Annotated in this window: 14 protein-coding genes; 6 read left to right on the plus strand and 8 right to left on the minus strand. The window is 54.6% G+C overall.

Annotation, left to right across the window (positions count from 1 at the left end; genetic code table 11):
• Nucleotides 1–315 precede the first annotated feature (315 nt).
• The 4 genes from fadA to G8770_RS01555 form a co-directional block, all read right to left on the minus strand.
• A complete protein-coding gene (fadA, locus tag G8770_RS01540; protein WP_167181047.1) occupies nt 316–1,491 on the minus strand; it encodes an acetyl-CoA C-acyltransferase FadA in 1,176 nt (391 codons plus the stop codon).
• Nucleotides 1,492–1,520: 29 nt separating this feature from the next.
• Entirely contained in the window at nt 1,521–3,671 is a 2,151-nt protein-coding gene (fadB, locus tag G8770_RS01545; protein WP_167181049.1) for a fatty acid oxidation complex subunit alpha FadB, read from the minus strand.
• A 348-nt stretch (nt 3,672–4,019) separates the two neighbouring features.
• The gene (locus G8770_RS01550; protein WP_167181051.1) at nt 4,020–4,814 is read right to left on the minus strand and encodes a universal stress protein; all 795 of its coding nucleotides are present in this window, start codon (nt 4,812–4,814) and stop codon (nt 4,020–4,022) included.
• Nucleotides 4,815–5,122: 308 nt separating this feature from the next.
• Nucleotides 5,123–6,472, minus strand: coding sequence for an MATE family efflux transporter (locus G8770_RS01555; RefSeq protein WP_167181053.1), 1,350 nt, complete (start codon nt 6,470–6,472; stop codon nt 5,123–5,125).
• A gap of 137 nt (nt 6,473–6,609) precedes the next feature.
• On the opposite strand from G8770_RS01555, the gene G8770_RS01560 reads away from it, so the two are divergent.
• The 3 genes from G8770_RS01560 (at nt 6,610) to G8770_RS01570 (ending at nt 9,135) form a co-directional block, all read left to right on the plus strand.
• Nucleotides 6,610–7,812 (plus strand): molybdopterin molybdotransferase MoeA, encoded by a 1,203-nt coding sequence (locus tag G8770_RS01560; protein ID WP_243760215.1) that lies wholly within the window; start codon nt 6,610–6,612, stop codon nt 7,810–7,812.
• A gap of 95 nt (nt 7,813–7,907) precedes the next feature.
• Nucleotides 7,908–8,198, plus strand: a complete 291-nt coding sequence (locus G8770_RS01565; protein ID WP_167181055.1) for a DUF1244 domain-containing protein — start codon at nt 7,908–7,910, stop codon at nt 8,196–8,198.
• Nucleotides 8,199–8,268: 70 nt separating this feature from the next.
• Nucleotides 8,269–9,135 (plus strand): MOSC domain-containing protein, encoded by an 867-nt coding sequence (locus tag G8770_RS01570; protein ID WP_167181057.1) that lies wholly within the window; start codon nt 8,269–8,271, stop codon nt 9,133–9,135.
• Nucleotides 9,136–9,276: 141 nt separating this feature from the next.
• Here G8770_RS01570 and G8770_RS01575 read toward each other — a convergent pair whose 3' ends face one another.
• Entirely contained in the window at nt 9,277–11,400 is a 2,124-nt protein-coding gene (locus G8770_RS01575) for a M13 family metallopeptidase (protein ID WP_167181059.1), read from the minus strand.
• Between the two features lie 388 nt (nt 11,401–11,788).
• Between G8770_RS01575 and ydiJ the strand changes: the two genes are divergently transcribed.
• Nucleotides 11,789–14,854 carry a D-2-hydroxyglutarate dehydrogenase YdiJ gene (ydiJ, locus tag G8770_RS01580; protein WP_167181061.1) on the plus strand — a complete coding sequence of 1,022 codons (3,066 nt, stop codon included), beginning with the start codon at nt 11,789–11,791 and terminating at the stop codon, nt 14,852–14,854.
• A gap of 567 nt (nt 14,855–15,421) precedes the next feature.
• Here the strand turns inward: ydiJ and G8770_RS01585 are convergent.
• The gene (locus tag G8770_RS01585) at nt 15,422–17,092 is read right to left on the minus strand and encodes an HAD family hydrolase (protein WP_167181063.1); all 1,671 of its coding nucleotides are present in this window, start codon (nt 17,090–17,092) and stop codon (nt 15,422–15,424) included.
• A gap of 205 nt (nt 17,093–17,297) precedes the next feature.
• Nucleotides 17,298–18,479: a Na+/H+ antiporter NhaA gene (gene nhaA / locus G8770_RS01590; protein ID WP_167181065.1), complete on the minus strand. Its 1,182-nt coding sequence runs from the start codon at nt 18,477–18,479 to the stop codon at nt 17,298–17,300.
• Nucleotides 18,480–18,948: 469 nt separating this feature from the next.
• Between nhaA and G8770_RS01595 the strand changes: the two genes are divergently transcribed.
• A complete protein-coding gene (locus G8770_RS01595; RefSeq protein ID WP_167181067.1) occupies nt 18,949–20,184 on the plus strand; it encodes a multidrug effflux MFS transporter in 1,236 nt (411 codons plus the stop codon).
• A 48-nt stretch (nt 20,185–20,232) separates the two neighbouring features.
• On the plus strand, nt 20,233–21,741 hold the full coding sequence (locus G8770_RS01600) for a PQQ-dependent sugar dehydrogenase (protein ID WP_167181069.1): 1,509 nt from the start codon (nt 20,233–20,235) through the stop codon (nt 21,739–21,741).
• Between the two features lie 183 nt (nt 21,742–21,924).
• Here G8770_RS01600 and G8770_RS01605 read toward each other — a convergent pair whose 3' ends face one another.
• Nucleotides 21,925–22,323: a hypothetical protein gene (locus tag G8770_RS01605; RefSeq protein WP_167181071.1), complete on the minus strand. Its 399-nt coding sequence runs from the start codon at nt 22,321–22,323 to the stop codon at nt 21,925–21,927.
• Between the last annotated feature and the right edge of the window lie 161 nt (nt 22,324–22,484).

Genomic DNA, 22,484 nt, shown 5'->3' on the forward strand with positions numbered 1-22,484 from the left:
AGTTATTTCACTATAGCCGAGATTATTGGATACCGAATGTGAACCCTTTGAAGATGAGAGAAAAAGCCTTCCGCACTCACTGTGTTGCAACGGTTGGGTTCGCCGTGAGCTAAAGACTGGTTTAGCATTATTTCAACATGGGTTAAGGAAGCCCCCTCAGGTCGGCAGTGACCTCCGGCCAGCCCACAAAAAAGCCGCGAACACCTCTTGATGTTCGCGGCTTTTTTCACGGCTGCGCTACCTTCCCGACGCCGATAAAGCGCCGGGGTCAGACCTGCTCAGTCTCGCAGACCTGCATACGGTCAAGACCTAAGCTTACAAGCGCTCAACAACCGTGGTAATGCCCTGTCCCAGGCCAATACACATGGTGGACACCCCAAGGGTACCGCCACGCTGTCCCATGACGTTCAGCAGGGTACCGGTAATGCGGGTGCCCGAGCAGCCAAACGGATGGCCCAGAGCAATGGCCCCACCGTGCAGGTTCACCTTCTCGTCCATTTTGTCGAGCAGGTTGAGGTCCTTCAACACCGGCAGCGCCTGGGCCGCGAAGGCTTCATTCAATTCCACAAAATCAATGTCCTCCATGCTCAGTCCGGCACGCTTCAGGGCCTTCTGAGTGGCAGGAACCGGCCCGTAGCCCATGATGGAAGGGTCCACACCGGCCACCGCCATGGCGCGGATGACCGCCAGGGGCTGAACACCCAGCGCCTGAGCCCGCTCCGCGGACATGACAATCATGGCCGAGGCACCATCGGTGATCTGGGATGAGGTACCCGCCGTGACCGTGCCGCTGACCGGGTTAAACGCCGGACGCAATTGCGACAATGACTCCACCGTTGTTTCCGGGCGAATGGTTTCATCCGCTTTCATGCGCACTTTAAAGCCGTTGGCATCGTGACCATCGAGCACAATGATCTCATCCGCAAAGCGGCCTTCCTGAGTGGCTTTATGGGCCAGACGGTGAGAGCGCTCACCAAACGCATCCTGCTGCTCGCGAGTGATGCCGTGCATCATGCCCAGCACTTCTGCCGTCATGCCCATCATGCCCGCCGCTTTCGCTGCGTGCTTGGCCAGACGCGGGTTGGGATCCACACCGTGATCCATGGCCACGTGCCCCATGTGCTCGACACCGCCCACCACGAACATGTCACCGTTGCCGGTCATGATCGCCTGTGCGGCCGTGTGCAGGGCCGACATGGACGAGCCACACAAACGGCTCACGGTTTGGCCACCGGCCTCGTGGGGAATAACTGTCATCAACGACATCATACGGGCGATGTTCCAGCCCTGCTCTTTGGTCTGGTTCACACAGCCCCAAATGACATCCTCTACTTCAGCCGGGTTCAGTTTTTCATTGCGCGCAAACAGACCATTCACCAAATCGGCGGACAGGTCTTCTGCACGGGTGTAACGGTATGCACCGCCTTTGGAACGGCCCATAGCGGAACGGCCAAAATCAACAATGACGGCGTCTCTCGGATTTAAGCTCATTACTTAATCTCCCGTAAATTTTGTTAGGTTCAGGCGAAAAAAACGTCGCCGTTGTGGGCCATTTCACGCAGTTTTTCAGTGGGCTGATAACTCTCACCCAGCTCGGCGTACTGATCGGCTTTCGCCACGAATGCCGCCAGCCCCATGTCCTGAATGTAATGCAGCGCACCACCGCGGAACGGAGGAAAGCCAATACCGTAGATGAGCGACATATCCACATCGTTCGCCGACGCCGCGATGTTTTCTTCCAGACAGCGCACAGCCTCGAGGCACATCGGAATCATCATGCGATCAAGAATCTCTTCATCACTGAACTCTTTCGGTGTCGCCACGACGGCTGACAACAACTCGGTAACGGCCGCATCCACCACTTTCTTCGGCTTGCCTTTGCGATCCACTTCGTAGCTGTAATAGCCTTTGCCGTTCTTCTGTCCCAAACGGTTATTTTCAAACAGCACTTCATGGGTGGTTTTAAAATCCGCACCCATGCGCGAGGGAATACCTGCCGCCATCACCTCACCGGCGTGCACGCCCGTGTCGATACCGACCACGTCCGCCAGGTACGCAGGTCCCATGGGCATGCCAAATTTTTCCATCACCTTATCGATACGGGTGAAATCGGCGCCCTCTTTCATCAGACGCATGAACCCGCCAAAATAAGGCGACAGGATGCGATTCACCAAAAAGCCCGGACAGTCATTAACCACCACTGGCTTTTTGCCCATGGCCAGGGCATAGGCCACAGTCCGGGCAATGGCCGCATCACTGGTTTTTTCACCGCGAATAACTTCCACCAGCGGCATTTGATGCACAGGATTAAAGAAGTGCATACCACAGAAGTTCTCGGGGCGCTGCAACGCTTCGGCCAGAAAGCTAATGGAAATGGTCGAGGTGTTGGAGGCCAAAATGGCATCTTCGCGAATCTGCTGTTCGGTTTCGGCGAGAACGGCCTGTTTCACTTTGGGGTTTTCCACCACGGCTTCAACCACCACATCCACCGCGTCGAAATTGTCGTAGCCGAGCTGGGGTTGAATTTTATTCAAAATACCCGCCATTTTCTCCGGCGTTAAACGGCCGCGACTCACGCTTTTCGACAACAATTTACTGGCTTCAGACAAGCCCAGATCAATACCCGCCTGGGCAATGTCTTTCATCACAATCGGCGTGCCTTTGAGGGCAGATTGATACGCAATGCCACCGCCCATGATGCCGGCCCCCAGGACCGCACCCTTTTCAACTTTGGCACCCTGCCTGGCCCACTTTTTAGCATTTTTGCCAAGTTCCTGATCACCCAAAAACAGTCCCACCAAATTGCGGGCGACGTCGGTTTTAGCCAGCTTGGCAATACCTTTGGCTTCTTCTGCCAGCGCCTCATCACGCCCCATTTTGGCGGCTTTTTGGATCACTTTGATGGCCGTCACAGGGGCCGGGTAATGAGGCCCCGCCTGACCGGAAACCACCGCTTTACAGGTTTCAAAAGACACCATGGCTTCGATGTCATTCAGTTTTAATGGCTGCAGTTTTTCCTGACGCTTGGCGAGATAATCAAAATCGCCAGCGATGCACTTTTGCACCAGATCCAGGGCCGCTTCGCGCAGTTTTTCCGGCGCCACGACGGCATCCACTGCCCCCGCCGCCAAGGCCGCCAAGGCTCGTTGCTCTTTACCGGATGCAATCCACTCCACGGCATTATCGGTACCAATCAGACGCGGTAAACGCACAGTGCCACCGAAACCCGGGATGATCCCCAACTTGGTTTCCGGCAAACCAATTTTGGCAGCGCTCGACATCACCCGATAATCTGTTGCCAGCGCCATTTCCAGACCGCCACCCAACGCAATACCATTAATAGCGGTGACTGTTGGAAACGGCAGGTCTTCAATCGGGTTAAACACCGTTTTGTTGGTTTCCAGTGCGGCCGCCGCGATCGTCGCTTCGTCGGCACTGAAATTGTTGCCAAATTCAGTGATGTCCGCGCCGACGATAAAGACGTCTTTCGCGCTGGTCACAATCAAACCCTGAATACCGTCGGCCACTTTCAGGGCTGCACCGGCCTGCTTCAGCTCATCAACCGTCAATGCATTAAATTTGTTTACTGACTCACCTTGCAGATCGAAGTTGAGTTCGGCAATACCATTGTCCAGGGCAGTTACCGTTATGGCTTTACCTGAATAGATCATCTATCAGCCTCACGTTAGGATTCATAAGAACGTTTAAAAAACGTTTAAAAAGAAATAGCAGAATTCAAATCCGGGGCTTTTTTGGCAGCAATCGCCAACGCCCATTTTTTGCGAAGCTAAGAGTAGGTGGTTAACGCAACCGCTCCAATAACAAATTCGACCGGATGAGGTGTCTATAATGGTCTCAGGCTGGAGCAGGCTGGCATTTCAGTGAAGAAAATAGCGGAAATCTGGGGCGGCACTGGCATGACTGATCAGTCACCAAAAGCGGCGGGGGTTTTGCGTAGGGTTGTAACATGTTCTGACACAAACCGGGTGCGGGGCTGGCGCACCCGGTTTGTGTTGGGATCAAATCATCAAAATATCACGATCGAGTCGCTGGATAATTTTCTCAATCATGTTGCCACGCAGCGCGCCTTTCAAACCTTTGCGGCGATGACTGGAAATCAAGATAAGATCGGCATCAATGTCGTTGGCGACATCACAGATAATGTCTTGCGGCTCACCTTGTTTGACGTAAATACGGTCATTCGGCACGCTGTACATGGACGCAATTTTGCTGCGATCCGGATATTCCATCGAATCTTCATAAGCATTCACCACATGAGTTTCCAGCTCGAAGTGATCAGAGAACTTGCTGGCCACATCCAGCACCCGCTGATTTCGCTCAGCGTAATCTTCATCCTGGATTTTCACGGTGCAGAGCATACGGCCGGAGTGATTTTCCGATGGTCGCGAGGCCATCAGTACAGGGTTTTCGGATTCCCGCAGCAACTTCCATTTTTCATCGCTGAACATGTTGCCGCTCTGCTGCTCATAATAAGGCGCAATGGTGAGAGCCGCGTTTAACTCTTTTGCCGCTTGAACGATGATGTCGTTACTGCTGCTGCCCCACCCCAGTGTGACAGAATATTCAACATGGGTACCCACCAAAGGGTCGTGAATATTCTCTTTGAGCCATTCACTGGTACACAGAACGGTGGGCGACTGTTGCAGCGGCTGTTTGAACGGTGTCACGATAAACACCATCTTTGCGGTGGCATTATCACTCGTTCTGTTCGCCAACAGCAGCGCACGCTCCAGGGCGGGATGATTTTTCTGGCTGGGATCAATGACCACGAGCACAGTAATTTGGGGTTGCATATAACCTTCCTTTTTAATTATTAGCCATTCGGAATTTATAATCAGTCACTTCACTGCTAGCCACCAATCTCTCTATTGGCCGGAAACTTACTAGAGGAGTATACCCAATGGCCAGCTGGTGTTTTTGACCTACATCAGCATACCTGCGTTCCCGGTAAACAGGCATTGCCTTGAAGGACTAGAGTATCTTGTAACACACCCAACCACCTCTGTAAAAATACGCACTTACCCTTAGTTGACAGTCGACGGCTCAACGATTGATCGTCCGCTTGTTGATTCCACCCCCCGGTCATCGTCCACCGCAGGGGTCAATCGAGCGGGCGACGCGCAATCCGGTACAATCTGGCCCCCAACAGCACCGCCGTCAAGGACAGCCCCACCACCAGCGCCACCCAAAAACCCTGTGCCGCCATCGGAGGCCCCAACCATTCCGTCCGGGCCAGAGTGATACCGAGAGGAATCGCCACGCCCCAGTACGACAACAAGATCAACGCCAGCGGGATACGGGTATCCTGATAAGCTCGCAGAGCGGCATTGGAGGCAATTTGAATTTGATCCGGGAATTGATAAATCGCCATCCAAACAAACAACCCGGCGGCCACGGCCTGGACTTCAATATCCGTGGTGTACCAGCTGACGATGGAATGTCGAAAAGTCAGAATCAGGGTCATCGTCGTCAGCGCCAGCAGGCCAGAGGCCAAAACCCCGGTACGCACGACAAAGTTCGCCAGCGGTTGTTGATTGCGCCCCAAAAAGTAGCCAACGCGAATGGTGATGGCCTGAGAAAGGCTAAGGGGAAACATAAAGATCAAATGCGACACACTCAAGGCAATCTGATGACTGGCCACCACCAAAGCCCCGAGCGGCGCCAGCAACAGCGCGATCGCCGAAAAGATGGAGACCTCCGCAAACACCGCTATTGAAATGGGCAGCCCCAGCCTGGCGATCTGTCCAATTTTCAACCAGTCCGGTCGCAGCCACCGCTGGAACAACTGGATGCCTTCGTAGCACTCCGGGCGCGAGGTAAACCACCACATCACCCCCACCTGTAACCACATACTCACTGCGGTCGCCACACCACAGCCGGCACCACCCAGTTCGGGCAGCCCCCAACGTCCATAGATTAAGCCGTAATTGAGCGGGATGTTCACCAAAAAAGCCACAAAACTGCTGAGCATGAAAGGTTTGGTACGCCCCATACCCTCAGTAAAAGACCGCAAACTGCTGTAAATCGCGGCACCCGGCAAGCCAAACGCCACCGCCGTCAAATAGCCCTCGGTAATGCTGGCAAAAGAACGGTCCACCGCCAACCAGACTAACAGCGTTTCGGTGTGCAACAGCAAAAAGACGCAGGGCACCGCAGTCGCCAGGGCCAGCCAGATACTCTGCTGTACGGTGCTGACAATCGACGTGTGGTCCCCCGCGCCGTGATAACGCGCCACCATCGAGGTGGTGGCAATCAGCAACCCTGAAATTAACAAGTACATGGGCAACCAGATGCCGCTGCCAATGGCCACCGCCGCCAGGTCATTGGCGTGATAACGACCCGCCATCAGGGTGTCCACGGCGCTGGTGCCGGTCACCAACAATTGTGCCGCCAACAACGGACTGGCCAATTTGAGCAGGTGTTTCAGTTCGATTAAAAAAGGAGACTTCACGACAATCCTAAATAATGGCAGCAGGCGTCTAAGCGCAAACAGCGCATTCTAGCGACTTCACCGCTTAAACACAGTAAAAGATCCATCGCGGACAAGGTATAATGAACACCGGACATTATCAGAGGCAAGAACCCCTTATGGCAGGCATGCAGTCAGTCACCGACGCTTTGGCACAGATCCTCCAATCAGCCACGGCAGTCACCCACACGGAGGTCTTGCCGCTGATGCAGGCCCACGGGCGCATTCTGGCCAGCGCCCAAATCAGCCCCGTCGATGTCCCCCCGGCGGACAACAGCGCGATGGACGGCTACGCCTTTTGTCATGGCGATTTACGCACAACGCCTCACACCGACTTTCCCATCAGCCAGCGAATAGCCGCGGGCCATGCCCCAGTCGGCCTGCAACAAGGAACCGCCGCCAGGATTTTTACCGGTGCGGAAATCCCGGCAGGGGCCGATAGCGTCGCGATGCAGGAACAGTGTGTCGTCAACCACGATCAAGTACAGATACCCGCCACGGTGCCATTGGGCAACAACGTGCGCCCCCGCGGACAGGACATACTTCAGGGCGCCGAGGTTGCCGCCGCAGGGCAAACCCTCACCCCCCAGACGCTGGGCTTGCTGGCTTCGGTCGGCATTGATCGCATCCCCGTCTTGCGCCGCCTGAAAGTGGCGATCCTTTCCAGCGGCGATGAGCTGGTGGAACCGGGAGAGCCCTTGCAAGCCGGACAGATATACAATTCCAATCGTTTCCTGCTCGCCGGCCTGCTCCACAAAATGGATATCATCCCGCTGGATTTGGGCCGGGTAGAAGATACGCCGGAAGCCACCTTGCAAGCCCTGAGCCGTGCCACCCTGGAAGCCGATGTGATTGTCAGCACCGGCGGAGTGTCCGTGGGCGAAGAGGACCACATCAAGGGTGCCGTGGAAAAACTGGGTGAATTAACACTCTGGAAAATGGCCATCAAACCCGGCAAGCCCCTGGCCTTTGGTCGTGTCGGCGACACGCCCTTTTTTGGTTTGCCGGGCAATCCGGTGTCCACGTTTGTTACCTTTTTGTTGTTTGTCCGCCCCTACCTGCAAAAAATGCAGGGGCGAACACCGCTCTTACCCCGGGGCAGCTTCGTTGCTGCCAGCTTTGAGCGGCCCAGCAAAAGCATTCGCCAAGAGTATGTGCGAGTGAACATCACCGACGACGGTGGCATGCAAACCTTCGCCAATCAAAGTTCAGGCGTCCTTTCTTCCACCAGCTGGTCTAATGCAATGGCAATTGTCCCAGTCGACACCCCCATTCACACAGGTGATTTGGTGCGGGTAATTCGCTACGATCAGTTATTTTGAACCACAATAAATGAATGAGGCACAATAGCTCACCTGAGAGCCTGCCTTCAAAAACATCTTCCACACTAGCTTGCAACCCAACAGAGGGAATACTCATGGACCAACAGACACAAACCGAACTAGAAGCCGCCGCTTTCCGCCGTCTGCTGCAACATCTGGATAGCCGCAAAGACGTGCAGAACATCGACCTGATGAACCTGGCCGGCTTTTGCCGCAATTGCCTGAGCAAATGGGTCATGGCCGCCGCCGAGGAAAAAGGCGTCGCGGTGGATTACGATCAGGCCCGTGAGATGGTCTACGGCATGCCCTACAGCGAGTGGAAAGACAAATACCAGCAACCTGCGACACCGGAACAACTGGCCGCGTTTGAAAAAACGCAAAAGTAATCCCGCATCGGCGAGTCACTGACTGCTGGATAACCTCCGTTTCGGGAAACCCAAAACAACAGGGACAACCATGACCACCGTGCACATAGAGCAGCTGACCCTTTATCCGGTAAAGTCCCTGCGTGGTATTCAGGTGAATGACTGGCCGGTTACCGAAGAGGGTTTACAGTTTGATCGCCACTGGATGCTGGTGATGCCCAACGGGCGCTTCATCACCCAGCGTCAACTGCCGCGGATGAGCTTGATCGATACCGCCATTGACGGGGATCATCTGGTACTCAGTGCCGCCAGTAAAGGCGAGGTAAAACTCCCGCTACAGTACACCCAGACCCTCAACTCGCAACCGGTTTTCTCAGCCACCGTCTGGCGCGACGAGTGCGATGTCGTCGAAGCCGCTGCAGCGGCTTCGGCCTGGCTCAATCAGGCACTGCGACCTCCACAGCCTTTGCGCTTGGTGGCCATGGCCCACGATCATCAACGGGTACAATCTCAACCCGAGCGCTTTGGTGCCAACACACACACCCGCTTTGCAGACGCCGCGCCCTTTCTGGTGGCCAACAACGCCTCGCTGGCGGCACTCAATCACGCCTTAACCGGCAAAGGCATGCAGCCGGTGGACATGCGCCGTTTTCGCCCGAACATTGTATTGTCCGGACTGGAGGCTTTTACGGAACATCAGGTCAGCCAGTTGCAACGAGATGATGGCTTGTGCTTACAGCTGCGCGATCATTGTGAACGCTGCATCATGACCACCATTGATCCGGACAGTGGCGAGAAATCTGCCGACATGGAACCCTATCACACCCTGGCAAGCCTGAATGCCATGCCCGACAATCCCAAAGCCGCCGCCTTTGCGGTCAATGCCACCCTGGAAATTGAGGCCCCATCCCCCCCGGGCATACGCAGGCTGAGCATCGGCGACAGCTTCTCGTGTTAAACCACGCAGTTTCTTGTTTAGCTCTGCTGCGGTGTTGCACTTGCCTGTTTCTGTCATCGGTTTAATTGTTGTCTGAAAGTGTTTCTGTTGCAGAGTGACTTTCATCCACGTCGTGCATGCCAAGCGCTGGCCACAGCCCCGTCACCAAATATGCACACGCTGACCTGGCGGCAAATACAATGTGTTTTGGTCCGTCACGGAAAAGGCATCATACCAGGCGTCCATGTTGCGCATTACCCCATTGACCCGGTACTTCGCCGGGCTGTGCGGATTTGACACGACCATTTGTCTGAGTGATTCCTGAGTCATCTTCGAGCGCCACACTTGCGCCCAGCCAAAGAAAAAACGCTGATCGCCACTCCAGCCATCCAGCACCGGCGCCTTGCCATCCTGCTCTTGCGCCACAAAGTTACGGTAAGCGGTATAGGCCAATGTAAGTCCGCCCAGGTCGCCAATATTTTCTCCCAAGGTTAACTGGCCGCTCAGACGCAAACCTTCCAGCGGCTCATATTGACTGTACTGTTTAACCAATACCTGAGCGCGTTCTTCAAAGCGTTTGCGGGCCTCGGGCGTCCACCAGTTACGCAGCACACCCTGACCATCGGACAGGCTGCCCTGATCATCAAAACCGTGCCCCATTTCATGCCCGATAACGCCACCGATGGCCGCAAAATTCACCGCCGGGTCGGCGTTCACATCAAAGAACGGTGGCTGCAGTATCGCGGCGGGAAAGACAATTTCATTGCGGCTGGATGAGTAGTAGGCGTTAATCTCCTGTGGGTTCATCATCCATTCCCACTGGCGCCGGGGCTCATCCAGTTTGGACCGACTGTCGGCCCAGTACCACGCTTGCAATCGCTGTACATTGCCGACCAGGTCGTTTGCTTTAATCACCAGTTGGCTAAAGTCACGCCACTGATCGGGATAACCCACTTTCACCCCAAAGCTGTCCAGCTTTTTAAACGCTTCCGCTTGAGTCTGCTCATCCATCCAGGGCGAGTGTTGGATGCGTTGACGAAACGCTTCGCGAATATAGTGGATATAATGCTCCATGCTGGCTTTTTTCTGCGCCGGAAAATAGCGTTCGACGTATAACTGACCCATCAACTCGCCCAGATAATCATTGGTGATGGACTGAGCACGCAACTCACGGGGACGCCTTTCAGCAATGCCTCCCAAGGTGCGGGAATAAAAATCAAAATTGGCCTGGGCGTACTCTTCGGACAGCAACGGCGCATAATTATCAATCAGATGAAACGCTAAATAGGATTGCAACACATTCACGGCAGTTTCGCCGACCAGAGACGCGATCCCCTGCACCGCGGTATTGGTATTGACCACCAGTCGCTGGGCCTGACTTACCCCCTTCTGTTCCATAAACGCCCGCCACTCAAACCCGGGCGCGTAATCCATCAATTCAGCCTGATTCATCGGCGCGTAATTTTTGAGGCGATCGCGCTGTTGTTCCGGGGTCCAATGCAGCTTGGCGATGGCTGTTTCAAACGCCAGAATCTGATCAGCTCGCACCGACACCTGATCGATACCGGCTCGCGCCAGGGTGCCCTTGATCAGCGCCACATAGTGTTGACGCACGCTCGCGTAGGGTTCGCCCTCATCCAGATAATAAAGTCGGTCCGGAAGTCCCAAACCGCTCTGGCCAATCAGCAAGGCATAGTGATCGGGGTGCTTGTCATCCAGACCAATCCCCACCCCCACGGGAGAGTGCTGCATGGGTTGAGCCATCAAACGGGCAATCTGCTCATGAGTGGTGGTCTTCCACACCGCATCCAGTTGCTTTTGAATCGGTGCCAATCCCAGTGTTTCGATCCGCTCGACGTCCATATAGCTCTTGTAGAGTCCCTGAATCTGACGGCCACCGGCCTCTTCACCCGCACCGCCGTCCAGCACATCATCAAGCAGGGTGCGAATTTGCGCTTCCGTGCGCAAATAGACCTCAACAAAAGCGTCTATCCGGGAAAAGCCCTGGGGTATCTGAGCAGCTTTCAGCCAGCCCTCATTGACGAAACGATAGAAATCGTCCCCTGCCCCCAACGTCTGGGAAAAGTACTGAGTTTCTACCCCCCAATCCCCCAGCATCGGCCGGGTGTCGAGCTCAGGAGTCGTCTCCTGCGAGTGCACGAACCCGCCAAGCATCAGCATACACAGCCCTCCCGAAACCGAAAGCGCCCGCCGGACGATTCGCTTGCGCAGAACCTGAGTCCGTGCCACTCCCCACGGTGCGAGACCTTGTGCCAACTTGCTCATTGTGACCTCCTCTTGATTCTCTGTGCACATTCATAACAGTCATTTGCGGATATTGCGGGGCTGTCCCTGTCCTATTCCGGGCCAGGGTTGACTTGCTGAAACAGGAAAGCCAATTAATTCCGACACCAGGCCTGATCATGGCAGGTTCAGCTGTAATCATCCACATTGGGCCTGATGGTGTCGACTTGTGCCATTTTCGCTTCAACTGGCTTCAGTTTGACCACCGTGAGTACAGATCGCGCCAACCCCGCAGCCTGACAACACGGTCATTCGGCATCAAGATCACCCTGGCTCCGGCAAGATCCCCACCGCGGCTGCAAGTTCACCATAGCACCAGCGGCCCTGAATCGGTAAAATGCACGCCCCAAGTCTCAACTGATGTCGATCTATGCTTCCCAGTATTCGCGAAACTTCTCCGGTTCAAGCCCAATATCTGGCTTTTATCGAAGCCCTGAAAGCCTGTGGTTTTGAAGGCGACCTGAACCCCGATTACGCCAACCGCACGGTCCTGTCTACTGACAACTCCATCTACCAGGTGCTGCCACAAGGGGTCATCTACCCCAAAAATGCCACCGATCTGGTGAGAGTCACCGAGCTGAGCAACCTCAAGCAGTTTCGCGATATCGTCCTCAGTCCCCGCGGGGGTGGTACGGGCACCAATGGGCAGTCACTCACCGACGGTCTGGTGGTCGACATCTCCCGGCACATGAACAAAATTCTGGAAATCAATCCCCAAGAGCGCTGGGTCAAGGTCCAGGCGGGTGCGGTCAAAGACCAGCTCAATGCCGCCCTGAAGCCCTACGGCTTGTTTTTCGCGCCCGAGTTATCCACCAGTAACCGCGCCACCATTGGCGGCATGATCAATACGGATGCCTCCGGTCAGGGTTCCTGCATGTACGGCAAGACCCGCGATCACGTACTGTCCCTGAGCACCGTATTTCTGGACGGCTGCGAGTGGACCTCGCACCCGCTGGATGAGCAGGATTTCAACGCGGTCAGTGAACGGCAGGATCGCGTCGGTGAATTGCACCGCGTGGTGAACAGCATCCATCAGGAACATCACGCCGCCATTGAAGCCAAGTTTCCCAAGCTCAACCGCTGCCTCACCGGTTACGATCTGGCTCACATCCGCAGCGAAGACGGCAAATTTGATCTCAACAGTGTGCTGTGTGGCAGCGAGGGCACCCTCGGCTTTATTACCGAGGCCAAATTAAACCTGCTCAAGATCCCCAAACACTCGGCCCTCATTAACGTCAAATATGAGAATTTCAATGCCGCGCTGCGCGATGCCACGCAATTGATGAAAGCGGGCCCCACCTCTATTGAGACGGTAGACTCCAAAGTTCTCAATCTGGCCATGGGCGACATCGTCTGGGACAGCGTGGCCGAGTTTTTCCCGCCGACCGCCGGCAAAACCATTCAGGGCATCAATCTGGTGGAGTTCACCGCCGATGACGAAGACACCCTGAAAGCCAGCCTCAAAGTGTTAACCGATCAACTCGATGAACGGGCTGATGACGAGAGCTCACCCAGCATCGGATATTCTGTGGCCTGGGGCCCCGACGCCGTGTCCAAAGTCTGGGGCATGCGCAAGAAGTCCGTCGGCCTGCTGGGCAATGCCAAGGGCGAAGCCCGGCCGATTCCTTTCGTCGAGGACACCGCCGTGCCTCCGGAAAATCTCGCAGATTACATCATGGAGTTCCGCGACCTGCTCGATAGCCACAACTTGGCCTATGGCATGTTTGGTCATGTCGATGCCGGCGTGCTGCATGTACGCCCCGCCATTGACATGAAAGACCCCGAACAGGAAAAACTGGTGCGGGTCATTTCCGATAAAGTGGCCGCGCTGACCCAGAAATACAATGGCTTACTTTGGGGCGAACACGGCAAAGGGGTGCGTTCGGAATACGCCCCGGATTTCTTTGGTGACCTCTACCCCCAGCTGCAACGCATCAAAGCCACCTGCGATCCTCGCAACCAGCTCAACCCCGGCAAGATTGCGACGCCGCACGAGTACATCAAACTGGCCAAAGTCGACGAGGTTGTGACTCGCGGTCAGGAGGATCGAAAAATCCCGGTTCAGGTGTGGGAAGGTTACAGCGAAGGTATGCACTGTAATGGCAACGGCGCCTGCTTTAACTGGGACCCGAACGACGCCATGTGCCCCTCCTGGAAAGGCACCCGCGAGCGCATCCATTCGCCCAAAGGCCGCGCCTCGCTGATTCGTGAATGGCTCAAGCAACTCAGCGAAAGGGGCATCGACCCGCTGCAGGAAAGCGTCCACGTCAAACAGCAGTCGTTTATCGGCACGTTTTATCAACGGGCCAAAAACACCCTCGCCCGACGCAACGGCGAGTACGATTTTTCCAACGAAGTGATGGAGTCCATGGCCGGTTGCCTGGCCTGTAAATCCTGTGTTGGCCAGTGCCCGGTGAAGGTAGACGTCCCCTCGTTCCGCAGTAAATTTTTGGAACTCTACTACAGCCGTTACCTGCGCCCGCTGAAAGATTATTTCATCGGCGGCCTGGAATTCATGGTGCCAACCCTGGCCCGGGTTCCCTGGCTCTACAACAGCCTCATGAAGCCGGTGATCTTTCAAAAAGTACTGGCCAGAGTAGCGGGCATGGTGGACAGTCCCCTGCTCACCGGTATGGACCTGGAAACTCAGCTGCAACAACTGGGGCTGCGCTACGCCGTGGCGGAAAACATTCGCGAATTGAGTGCCGACGACAAGCAGCGGGCAGTCATCGTGGTTCAGGATGCCTTCACCAGCTACTTTGAAACCCAGGTCGTGGTGGACAGCTTAAAACTGTTAAAGTCCCTGGGCTTTATCCCGCTGCTCGCCCCCTTCAAACCCAATGGTAAACCTTTGCACGTGCACGGTTTTTTGAAAGCGTTTGAAAATACCGCCAGCAACACTGCGGAGTTCCTCAATACATTAAGCAATACCGGCATTCCGCTCATTGGGCTCGAACCCTCCATGACACTCGCCTACCGCAGCGAGTATCAAAAGGTGCTCGGCGACGAAGCTCCGGATGTGCAATTACTGCAGGAATGGCTGGCACAGCAAACCGCACAACTTGACGCACACAGGGAAATTTTTGCGCCGGGAGAATTTAAACTGCTGGCGCACTGCACCGAAAAAACCAACGCGGCGGCCTCCATGAAAGACTGGAGCACGGTCTTCAACCGCCTGGGGCAAACACTGGGCATGGTGGATGTGGGTTGTTGTGGTATGGCCGGCACTTACGGCCATGAAGCCCAAAACTACGAGACGTCTAAACGCATCTACGAGCAATCCTGGTCCAAAGCCGTCAACGCCGCCGACAATAAAGGCAAGCTGATGGCCACCGGTTACTCCTGTCGCAGCCAGGCCAAACGTCTGGACGACATGCACTTGCCGCATCCCCTGCAGGTATTACTGAAACAGCAACACTTACAGCCACAGAGTTAGGTTGGCGTTAGACTCACATTTAACGTGAGCGATACCGTTGATCCCGTCGCCTTCAGTATTGATCAGTCGCTGGCAGCTATACGCGCCAGCCGGCTGACATTTCTCACGCCCGCACTGCCAACCCGCTTACTCTCTTCACTCTATTTTGATAACCCTCTCAAGCGCCGAGTATCCACCGTTTTGATGAATTTTTCGGTAACCTCTATCACCTCCATGCCGAACAAGAGCCCGAAAACGGAGACGACCCCAAGCCCCCGGAGTTGCGTAGAAAATACGGCCCCCGTGGGGTTGTTCACTCGCTCGCTGATGGCAAAACTGAAGACACAGCCCGCCGACCCAAAAACGCATGGAAAGCGTGGATGATGTGATGGCAACGCTGCAATTACCTGCCGGGACGCCTTAATGACTGGCTGCTGATGGTAGTCGTCGAGGCAGTCACTGCCCGGCAACATATCGGCAACATTTCGCTAAAAACGGCAACAGTAGGGAGTGTATCGGTGATTAATGACCGCCTGGAGCCTGTTGCTATCACCGCAGGGGTAATGCAGGTAGCAAATCAACCACCGGCTAACGGCCGAAGCCTTGTTTTTTGTGCCGACAGGCCAACACCAGCGCCCAAAACTCGGAGAAGTCATTGACCACCACGTCCGGCTTGTGCGGGTAGCGGGCACTGCCCGGGAAGATGGTGTTTAACCAGGGCTGGTCCCACTGCGCACCGTTAAAAAAGACACTGGTGACGCCTGCGGTTTTGGCAGCAATGGTATCGGTGGTGCTGTCACCCACATACCAGACGTCTTCAGCCAGCGGCATATCAAACATGTCCACCGCCTTTTGCAATTGATCGGTATGAGGCTTGCGCTTCTCGGTATCGTCACCGCAGATCGACACCTGGAAAAAACCGGACCAGTCTTCACCGTTAACATTGGCCAGTTCGGCGATGAAAAATTCGCGGTCGCGATTGGTAATCACCCCCACCGGCATACCGATATCCAGCAACCCCTGTAAAACATAGCGGACTCTGGACTCAAACGGTAAAGCGGTACCGTAATATTTGCGGTAGTGACGGGTGAAATGCCCGTGGGCAACGCGCTTGGCCGCGTCGTCTTCGCCAAACAGCACCTCAAAAATATCGGTGCGGGAGATTTTCCGGTCGGCTTTGATTTTGGGGTGCAGCTGCTTGTACTGTCGCACGTGAGTCACCAGCTTCATGTCTTCCGGCGATTTGGCGTTATCCTCCGTCACCAGTCGCTGCATTAACTCCAGCTCTTCAAATTCGGCCAACATATCGTCAACCGCGTGGTACATGGCGTCCAGGGTATCCACGAGAGTCGCGTGCCAATCAAACAGGATCAGCGACGGCGGCCGTAACTGAGCCACGGACGGGTGCCAGTCGGGTTCAATGTGTGGCTCTGGTGGTTCGCGGGGCGGCTGTCGGGAAGGTCGCTGCTGAAGCGCACCCAGAGTCTCAAACAGGTCGAGCAACTGATCAAAATCGTCAACAATGGCATTGGGCTCGTAATGCATCTGGTGATCGACAAACGCCCCTTTAAACCACGCCTCGTCCCACAGGGCACCGTTGTAGAAGACCGAGGGCACTGCCGCACGCCGTGCGGTCAGCATGTCACTCTGGCTGTCGCCCACGTACCAGACATCTTCGTGGTTCTTGATTCCCACCCGGGCCATGGCTTCTATCAACATACCGGCAGCGGGCTTATAGTGCCCGGTTTCGTTGCCACACAAAATCACTTCAAATAGAGACTGCCAGCGCCCCCCGTCTACCCTCTCCAGCTCTTTATCAAGAAACTCCCGGCTGCGATTGGTGGCGATCCCCAGTTGAATCCCACTGGCTTTGAGGCAGCACAGGTACTCGTAAATCCCTGCCTGAAACGGTTTCACCTTGCCAAAAAACTGACGGTAGTTTTCGTTATACGCCTGATGTGCCGTGTTTTTGGCCTGTTCATCATCACCAAACAGGACATCAAAAATGTCCGTCCGGGAAATACGCCGTTCCGCCAGAATCTTGGGGTGCAGGTGACGAAAAACCCTGACGTAACGCAGCAATTTCTCATCGTCAATGTTGCGGGTTTCCATTTCCCGGCTCATAGAGGGAACCAGGTCGAGGTCTTCCAACTGGTCCAGCAGTACCTCTACCGCTTGATACATTGCATCCAGCGTATTGACCAGGGTACCGTGCCAATCAAATAAAATTAACTTGGGAAAAGAGAGTTTTTCGCTCATCGCCTCACCCTGTGATTACGCAACGTTTATGGGAATAACCCCATACGGTAAGACTAGCAGAGGCTGGAAGCGGGAGGCCACCCCAGGGTGATGTCTCATGCTGGGCGTACCTTAGCAGAAGCAGGAATGAGTACGGCAGCAGCCACGCTGGCGCTGTCAACTGATTGCCGACAACGCCGATAATACTGGCACCAGGCTGGGCCTATTAGTCGCTGGCGCTTTTTTTGGGCAGCACCATAGACAGGAACCAATAACCCGCGACTCCGGACGCCAATGAACCGAGCAAAATGCCCAAACGCTCATCAAACATCCTGTTCACACCGACGTCTTCAAAGGCCAGAGAGCCAATAAACAAACTCATGGTAAAACCGACCCCGCACAGCAAGGAGACCCCGTAAAGTGACTTAAAGTTCAGGTTCTCCGGCAGCCTGACCAGCCCAAGCTTGACGCTCATCCAGCACAAGCCAAAGATGCCAATCTGCTTGCCCACAAATAGCCCCAGGGCAATCCCCACCGGAACAGAGTGCAGCAGGCTCTGACCACTCACCCCCAACAATGGCACACCCGCGTTGGCAAACGCAAAAATTGGCAAGACCCCAAACGCCACAACACCGTGCAGGTCGTGCTCCAGTTCTTTCAGCGGTGAGTATTCTGACCCCGGCTGCGGTTTAATGGGGATAAAAAGCGCCATCACCACGCCCGCCAGGGTCGCATGCACCCCCGACTTGAGTACCGCAATCCACATAATCAGCCCCACAAAGACGTAGGCGGCAATGGATACCACATGAAAGCGATTCAGTACAAACAGCACGACGATACATGCCAGCGCGGTGACCAATGCCGTGGTGGACAGGTCACTGGTGTAGAACAACGCGATGATGACAATGGCCCCGATATCATCAAAGATCGCCAGCGACACTAAAAAGATTTTTAGAGCCACGGGGACGCGACTGCCCAACAGCGCCAGTATACCCAGCGAGAAAGCAATATCTGTGGCCGCCGGAATAGCCCAGCCCTGCATGGCCACCGGATCACCCTGATTGAAAAAGACGTAAATCAACGCGGGGACTGCCATCCCTCCCAGGGCGCCAATAGCCGGCAACACAACCGCACTGAAACTTGAAAGCTCACCGTCAAGCAGCTCTCGCTTTAATTCAAGACCGATGTGAAAGAAAAAAATGGCCATTAAGCCATCATTAATCCACAGCAGCAGCGGCTTCGCAATTTCCAATGCACCGATTCGCACCTCAACCGGTACATCAATCAAGGCATCGTACAATACATCCAGCGGACTGTTCGCCGCCACCATTGCCAGAACAGCGGCCCCCATCAGCAACATGCCTCCGGCGGACTCCATTTTCATAAAACGCTTTATTTCATCTATCATAGGTTAGCAAACACTTACAGCTAAGGTGGTTGTCGAGCAAATAAGCTTCGCACAGCCTACTGCCGGGTCATAGGATTTTTGTGTATTTATTTGTCTGTTCATCGTTTCAAGGATTACCCTTCACTGTCTAGCCTATCCGCCTCGACTCATATCCATGCACAGGACATAACGCGCCATATACCTTTCTTGTCACTCCCATAATAGCCCTTCTTCAGCAATAGCACTCACCCTGCAAACATCAAATTAATGCCCATCCCTTCATTCATACCCGTACCTGCAGCGTCGATCACCCCAGATACCGGTTAACAGCTTTGCCACAGCCGGTTTTACTCTGGCCACCGAGATAGTAGCAGTAGCCAAAACAGCCTGCCAGAATGATATTACAGCCTCACACGCTATACACAGCCTGATGAATGCGTCATGCTTGCCGGTTTTGAACGGTCGGCAGATTGGGCAGATGAAAGACAACATGGGAAACACAAGTCAACACCGGGGGCTGGCCATCCGGTTAGCGGCGCTGACGGCGCTGACGCCGTTCGCCATTGACACTTATCTCGCGGCCATTCCCCGTATCGCTGAAGACTTACAGTCGGATGTTCCCACCATCAATCTGAGCATCAGCGTTTACCTGTTCGGCTTTGCCCTTGGTCAACTCGCCGCAGGACCGCTGTCAGATCGAATCGGGCGCCGTCCCATTGCCCTGACCGGCCTGACTATCTTTATCGTCAGCTCACTGGCCATCGTCCTGTCCCACTCTTCCGATAATTTTATCTTCTGGCGTTTTATCCAGGCGCTGGGCGGCGGCGGTGCCTCCGTGGTGTCGGCGGCCATTGTCCGCGATCGTTTTCAAGGCCAGGAAAGCGCCCGTATCTTTGCCACCATTGGCATGATCATGATGGTCGCGCCCTTAATCGCCCCCGGGGTTGGCTCTATTTTTCTCGCGGCCGCCGGCTGGCACAGTATATTTATCTTCCTCGCCGCCTACGCCGTGTTGTTGATGTGGATCATGACGAAGCACATCCCGGAAACCAAAAAAGAGCATGTTACACCCACGGTGTCACTGAGCAGGCATTATGTCCAGGCTTACGCGGCCACCTTGCGACAAACGGCTTCTTATCCGTATTTATTCAGTCAGGCTCTCGTCAGCGGTATTTTACTGACCGTCATCACCAACGCGTCGTTTATTTTTCTCACCTATTTTGAAGTCAGCCAGCTGCACTTCCCCTTTTATTTTGCCAGCGTTCCTCTGGCCTCTGTTGTTGCCAGTCGTATCAACCTGCACCTGCTCAGAAGAACCGAACGCCGTGTCATTCTGCGCACGGCGGCTATCGCTCAGTTGCTGATCACGGCACTGCTGGTGCTCTATACCTGGATGTCGACACCGGTCATCTGGGTAACCATGGCACTCATCTGCTCGGTGATTGCCACCATTGGTTTTATTTACGCCAATAACCTGTCGTTGTACCTGGATTTTCACGGAAAAACCGGCGGCTCTGCCAACGCCATCTTTGGCTGTGCGACCTTTGCCGCTGGCGCGCTGTTTGGCGGCGTCAGCAGTCTGTTTTACGATGGTACCCTGTTGCCCATCAGCATTCTGATCGGCGTCTGCAGTCTGTTGAGTTTTATGTCACTCTTCAAGGCCACGGCCGAAGCAAGTCCACAACAGGAACAGGACGAATTCCCCCAGAAGCCATCAACCCCGTAACAGAGTTCACAAACGTATTAACACTATCGACAGGAACAGGATCACAACATGCTAGTCTGGATAATCCGAGCCATTAAAGTCTTTTTAATCATCTGGGCTCTGCTGGTGCTCGCGCTTGTCGCATTTATCAGTTTCGGCCCCGTCTCCAGTCCAGCTGCGGTGTTTAACGCAATTTTTGGTCTTGGTTCAAAGTCACCCGATGCCCAAACGGTTGAAACCACTCTTTCGGTACCGCAAGGGTTTAGTCTCGGACAATACGCCACCGACCTGAAGGCCATTCGTTTCATGGAGTTTTCCAGCACCGGTGACCTGATCGTGAGCCAGCCCCGCAAAGGCAAAGTACTGCTGCTCAAACGCGATGCCGATCAGGATGGCCAAAATGATGGGGTCAGCGTGCTGCTCGATCACCTGAATCGCCCTCACGGTTTGGCGTTTCATCAGGACTGGCTTTACATCGCGGAATCCGATGCAATAGGCCGCATCCCGTTCAATCATCAAAGCGGAACGTTGAGCGGCACTTATGAACGCATCATTACCGGACTGACTGATAACGGCAACCACTGGACCAAGTCCATCCGGATTAAAGATGGCAGCCTTTATGTCAGCATGGGCTCCACCTGCAACGTCTGTGAAGAAAAGGATCCGCGACGGGCCACCATCATGCGTTTTGACCTTGATGGTAACAACGGCGAAATCTACGCCAGTGGATTGCGCAACAGCGTCGGACTGGACTTTGCGCCGTGGGACGGGCAACTCTATGCCACCGATAATGGCCGCGACCTGCTTGGCGACGATTACCCGGTGTGCGAACTCAATAAAATTGAACACGGGGGGTTCTACGGCTGGCCCTACATCAATGGCTTTGGCGATCCAGACCCGGATTTCGGCGAACAGCAAAAAGCGCTGCAGGCAACCGCCATTGATCCGGCCTTTGGCTTCCGCCCACATAACGCGCCACTGGGCATCCGCTTCCTGTCCAAGATGCAGCGTCCGGCCGACTATGAGCGCAGTGCCCTGGTGGCCCTGCACGGTTCCTGGAACCGCACGCAGCCCGACGGCTACAAAGTGGTTTCCCTGCACTGGGACCAAGACGGCAATATCAGCAGTGATGATTTTCTCAGCGGTTTTGAAACAGACGGCAACATTATTGGACGCCCGGTCGACATCGCCGAGGGTCCGGATGGCTGTGCCTATGTCTCTGACGACTACGCCGGAACCATTTACCGCGTCTGCTACGGTATCGAGCAGGACACACTCAACACTCAAAACGACAGGCAAGCGGATGACCCGCAATGGCATGCACTCAGCCCGCAGGCACGTCAGCAATCGGCAAAGCAAGGTGAAGCTCTATACGCCCTCCACGCTTGTAGCAGCTGCCATCAGCTTAATGGGGAGGGCAACCCGGAGGGGAAAAAACTGCACGCCCTGCATTCGCGCTACACCCTGTCGTCACTCAGTGTGTATTTTTTGACCCCCAACCCGCCGATGCCGCAGTACGATTTGACCGCACGACAGCGCCATGAGCTGGCGGTGTATTTGTTAAGTCAAACGCCCTAAGCAAGTTATCACACAACGAATAACGCAAAAAAAGACCGGCGGATACCGGGCTTTTGCTACTTACTCTGTCGTTGCAACGGGCACCACAGGCAGATACGATCGAACCCAAACACCTTGCTGGCGGTGACACAGCACCGCGCCAAAACAGATAACGCTTGCCGACCTGGCGTCAAATAGCAGAAACTAAGCCGCTTTTGTCGGTACTTTGTAATTAATTAGCCGAGATTGATCTTTCAGCACAAAGCCTTTCACGATATCGGCACAAGCATTGTAATATTGATTGCCCGTCATACTGCGAATACGGCCTTTCTGTGCTTCATACCATTCGCTCTCAAACGCCAGTTCCACTTCATTGAAATTGGTATAGAACTCAGCAGGCTTATCGTCATCGATCTGAAACCAGAACACTTTGCATTTATCCACTTCAAATGCCAGCCCCTGATTGTGTAACTCTTCCATGATATTTTTTAATGCCGGATCACGTTTTTCCAACGCGGAATTCACAACAGTCGCGCCGTTATATTGAAACCCCGCATCTCCGTGATAATAGGATTTCAAGCGCACAGCAACATGCTTTTTCATAGAATACAAATATCGATAGTTTCTTCGGAAGACAAACCGGGACAGAAGCCCGATCTGCAAAAATGCATGTTAACAAGAGAGCAAGGCAGGATACAAACTTTCTGCCAAACTACACTGCAAAATCATGGATTGTGAAGTGTAGTTTGGCATCACGCGTGGCT

The organism is Pseudomaricurvus hydrocarbonicus (genome assembly GCF_011602365.1).
In the GTDB taxonomy this organism is placed as follows: Bacteria; Pseudomonadota; Gammaproteobacteria; order Pseudomonadales; family Cellvibrionaceae; genus Pseudomaricurvus; species Pseudomaricurvus hydrocarbonicus.

Bases quoted from the DNA above. Each gene is read 5' to 3' on its own strand.
- fadA (WP_167181047.1), bottom strand. From the start codon at position 1,491: ATGAGCTTAAATCCGAGAGACGCCGTCATTGTTGATTTTGGCCGTTCC.
- fadB (WP_167181049.1), bottom strand. From the start codon at position 3,671: ATGATCTATTCAGGTAAAGCCATAACGGTAACTGCCCTGGACAATGGT.
- G8770_RS01550 (WP_167181051.1), bottom strand. From the start codon at position 4,814: ATGCAACCCCAAATTACTGTGCTCGTGGTCATTGATCCCAGCCAGAAA.
- G8770_RS01560 (WP_243760215.1), top strand. From the start codon at position 6,610: ATGGCAGGCATGCAGTCAGTCACCGACGCTTTGGCACAGATCCTCCAA.
- G8770_RS01565 (WP_167181055.1), top strand. From the start codon at position 7,908: ATGGACCAACAGACACAAACCGAACTAGAAGCCGCCGCTTTCCGCCGT.
- G8770_RS01570 (WP_167181057.1), top strand. From the start codon at position 8,269: ATGACCACCGTGCACATAGAGCAGCTGACCCTTTATCCGGTAAAGTCC.
- G8770_RS01575 (WP_167181059.1), bottom strand. From the start codon at position 11,400: ATGAGCAAGTTGGCACAAGGTCTCGCACCGTGGGGAGTGGCACGGACT.
- ydiJ (WP_167181061.1), top strand. From the start codon at position 11,789: ATGCTTCCCAGTATTCGCGAAACTTCTCCGGTTCAAGCCCAATATCTG.
- G8770_RS01585 (WP_167181063.1), bottom strand. From the start codon at position 17,092: ATGAGCGAAAAACTCTCTTTTCCCAAGTTAATTTTATTTGATTGGCAC.
- nhaA (WP_167181065.1), bottom strand. From the start codon at position 18,479: ATGATAGATGAAATAAAGCGTTTTATGAAAATGGAGTCCGCCGGAGGC.
- G8770_RS01595 (WP_167181067.1), top strand. From the start codon at position 18,949: ATGGGAAACACAAGTCAACACCGGGGGCTGGCCATCCGGTTAGCGGCG.
- G8770_RS01600 (WP_167181069.1), top strand. From the start codon at position 20,233: ATGCTAGTCTGGATAATCCGAGCCATTAAAGTCTTTTTAATCATCTGG.
- G8770_RS01605 (WP_167181071.1), bottom strand. From the start codon at position 22,323: ATGAAAAAGCATGTTGCTGTGCGCTTGAAATCCTATTATCACGGAGAT.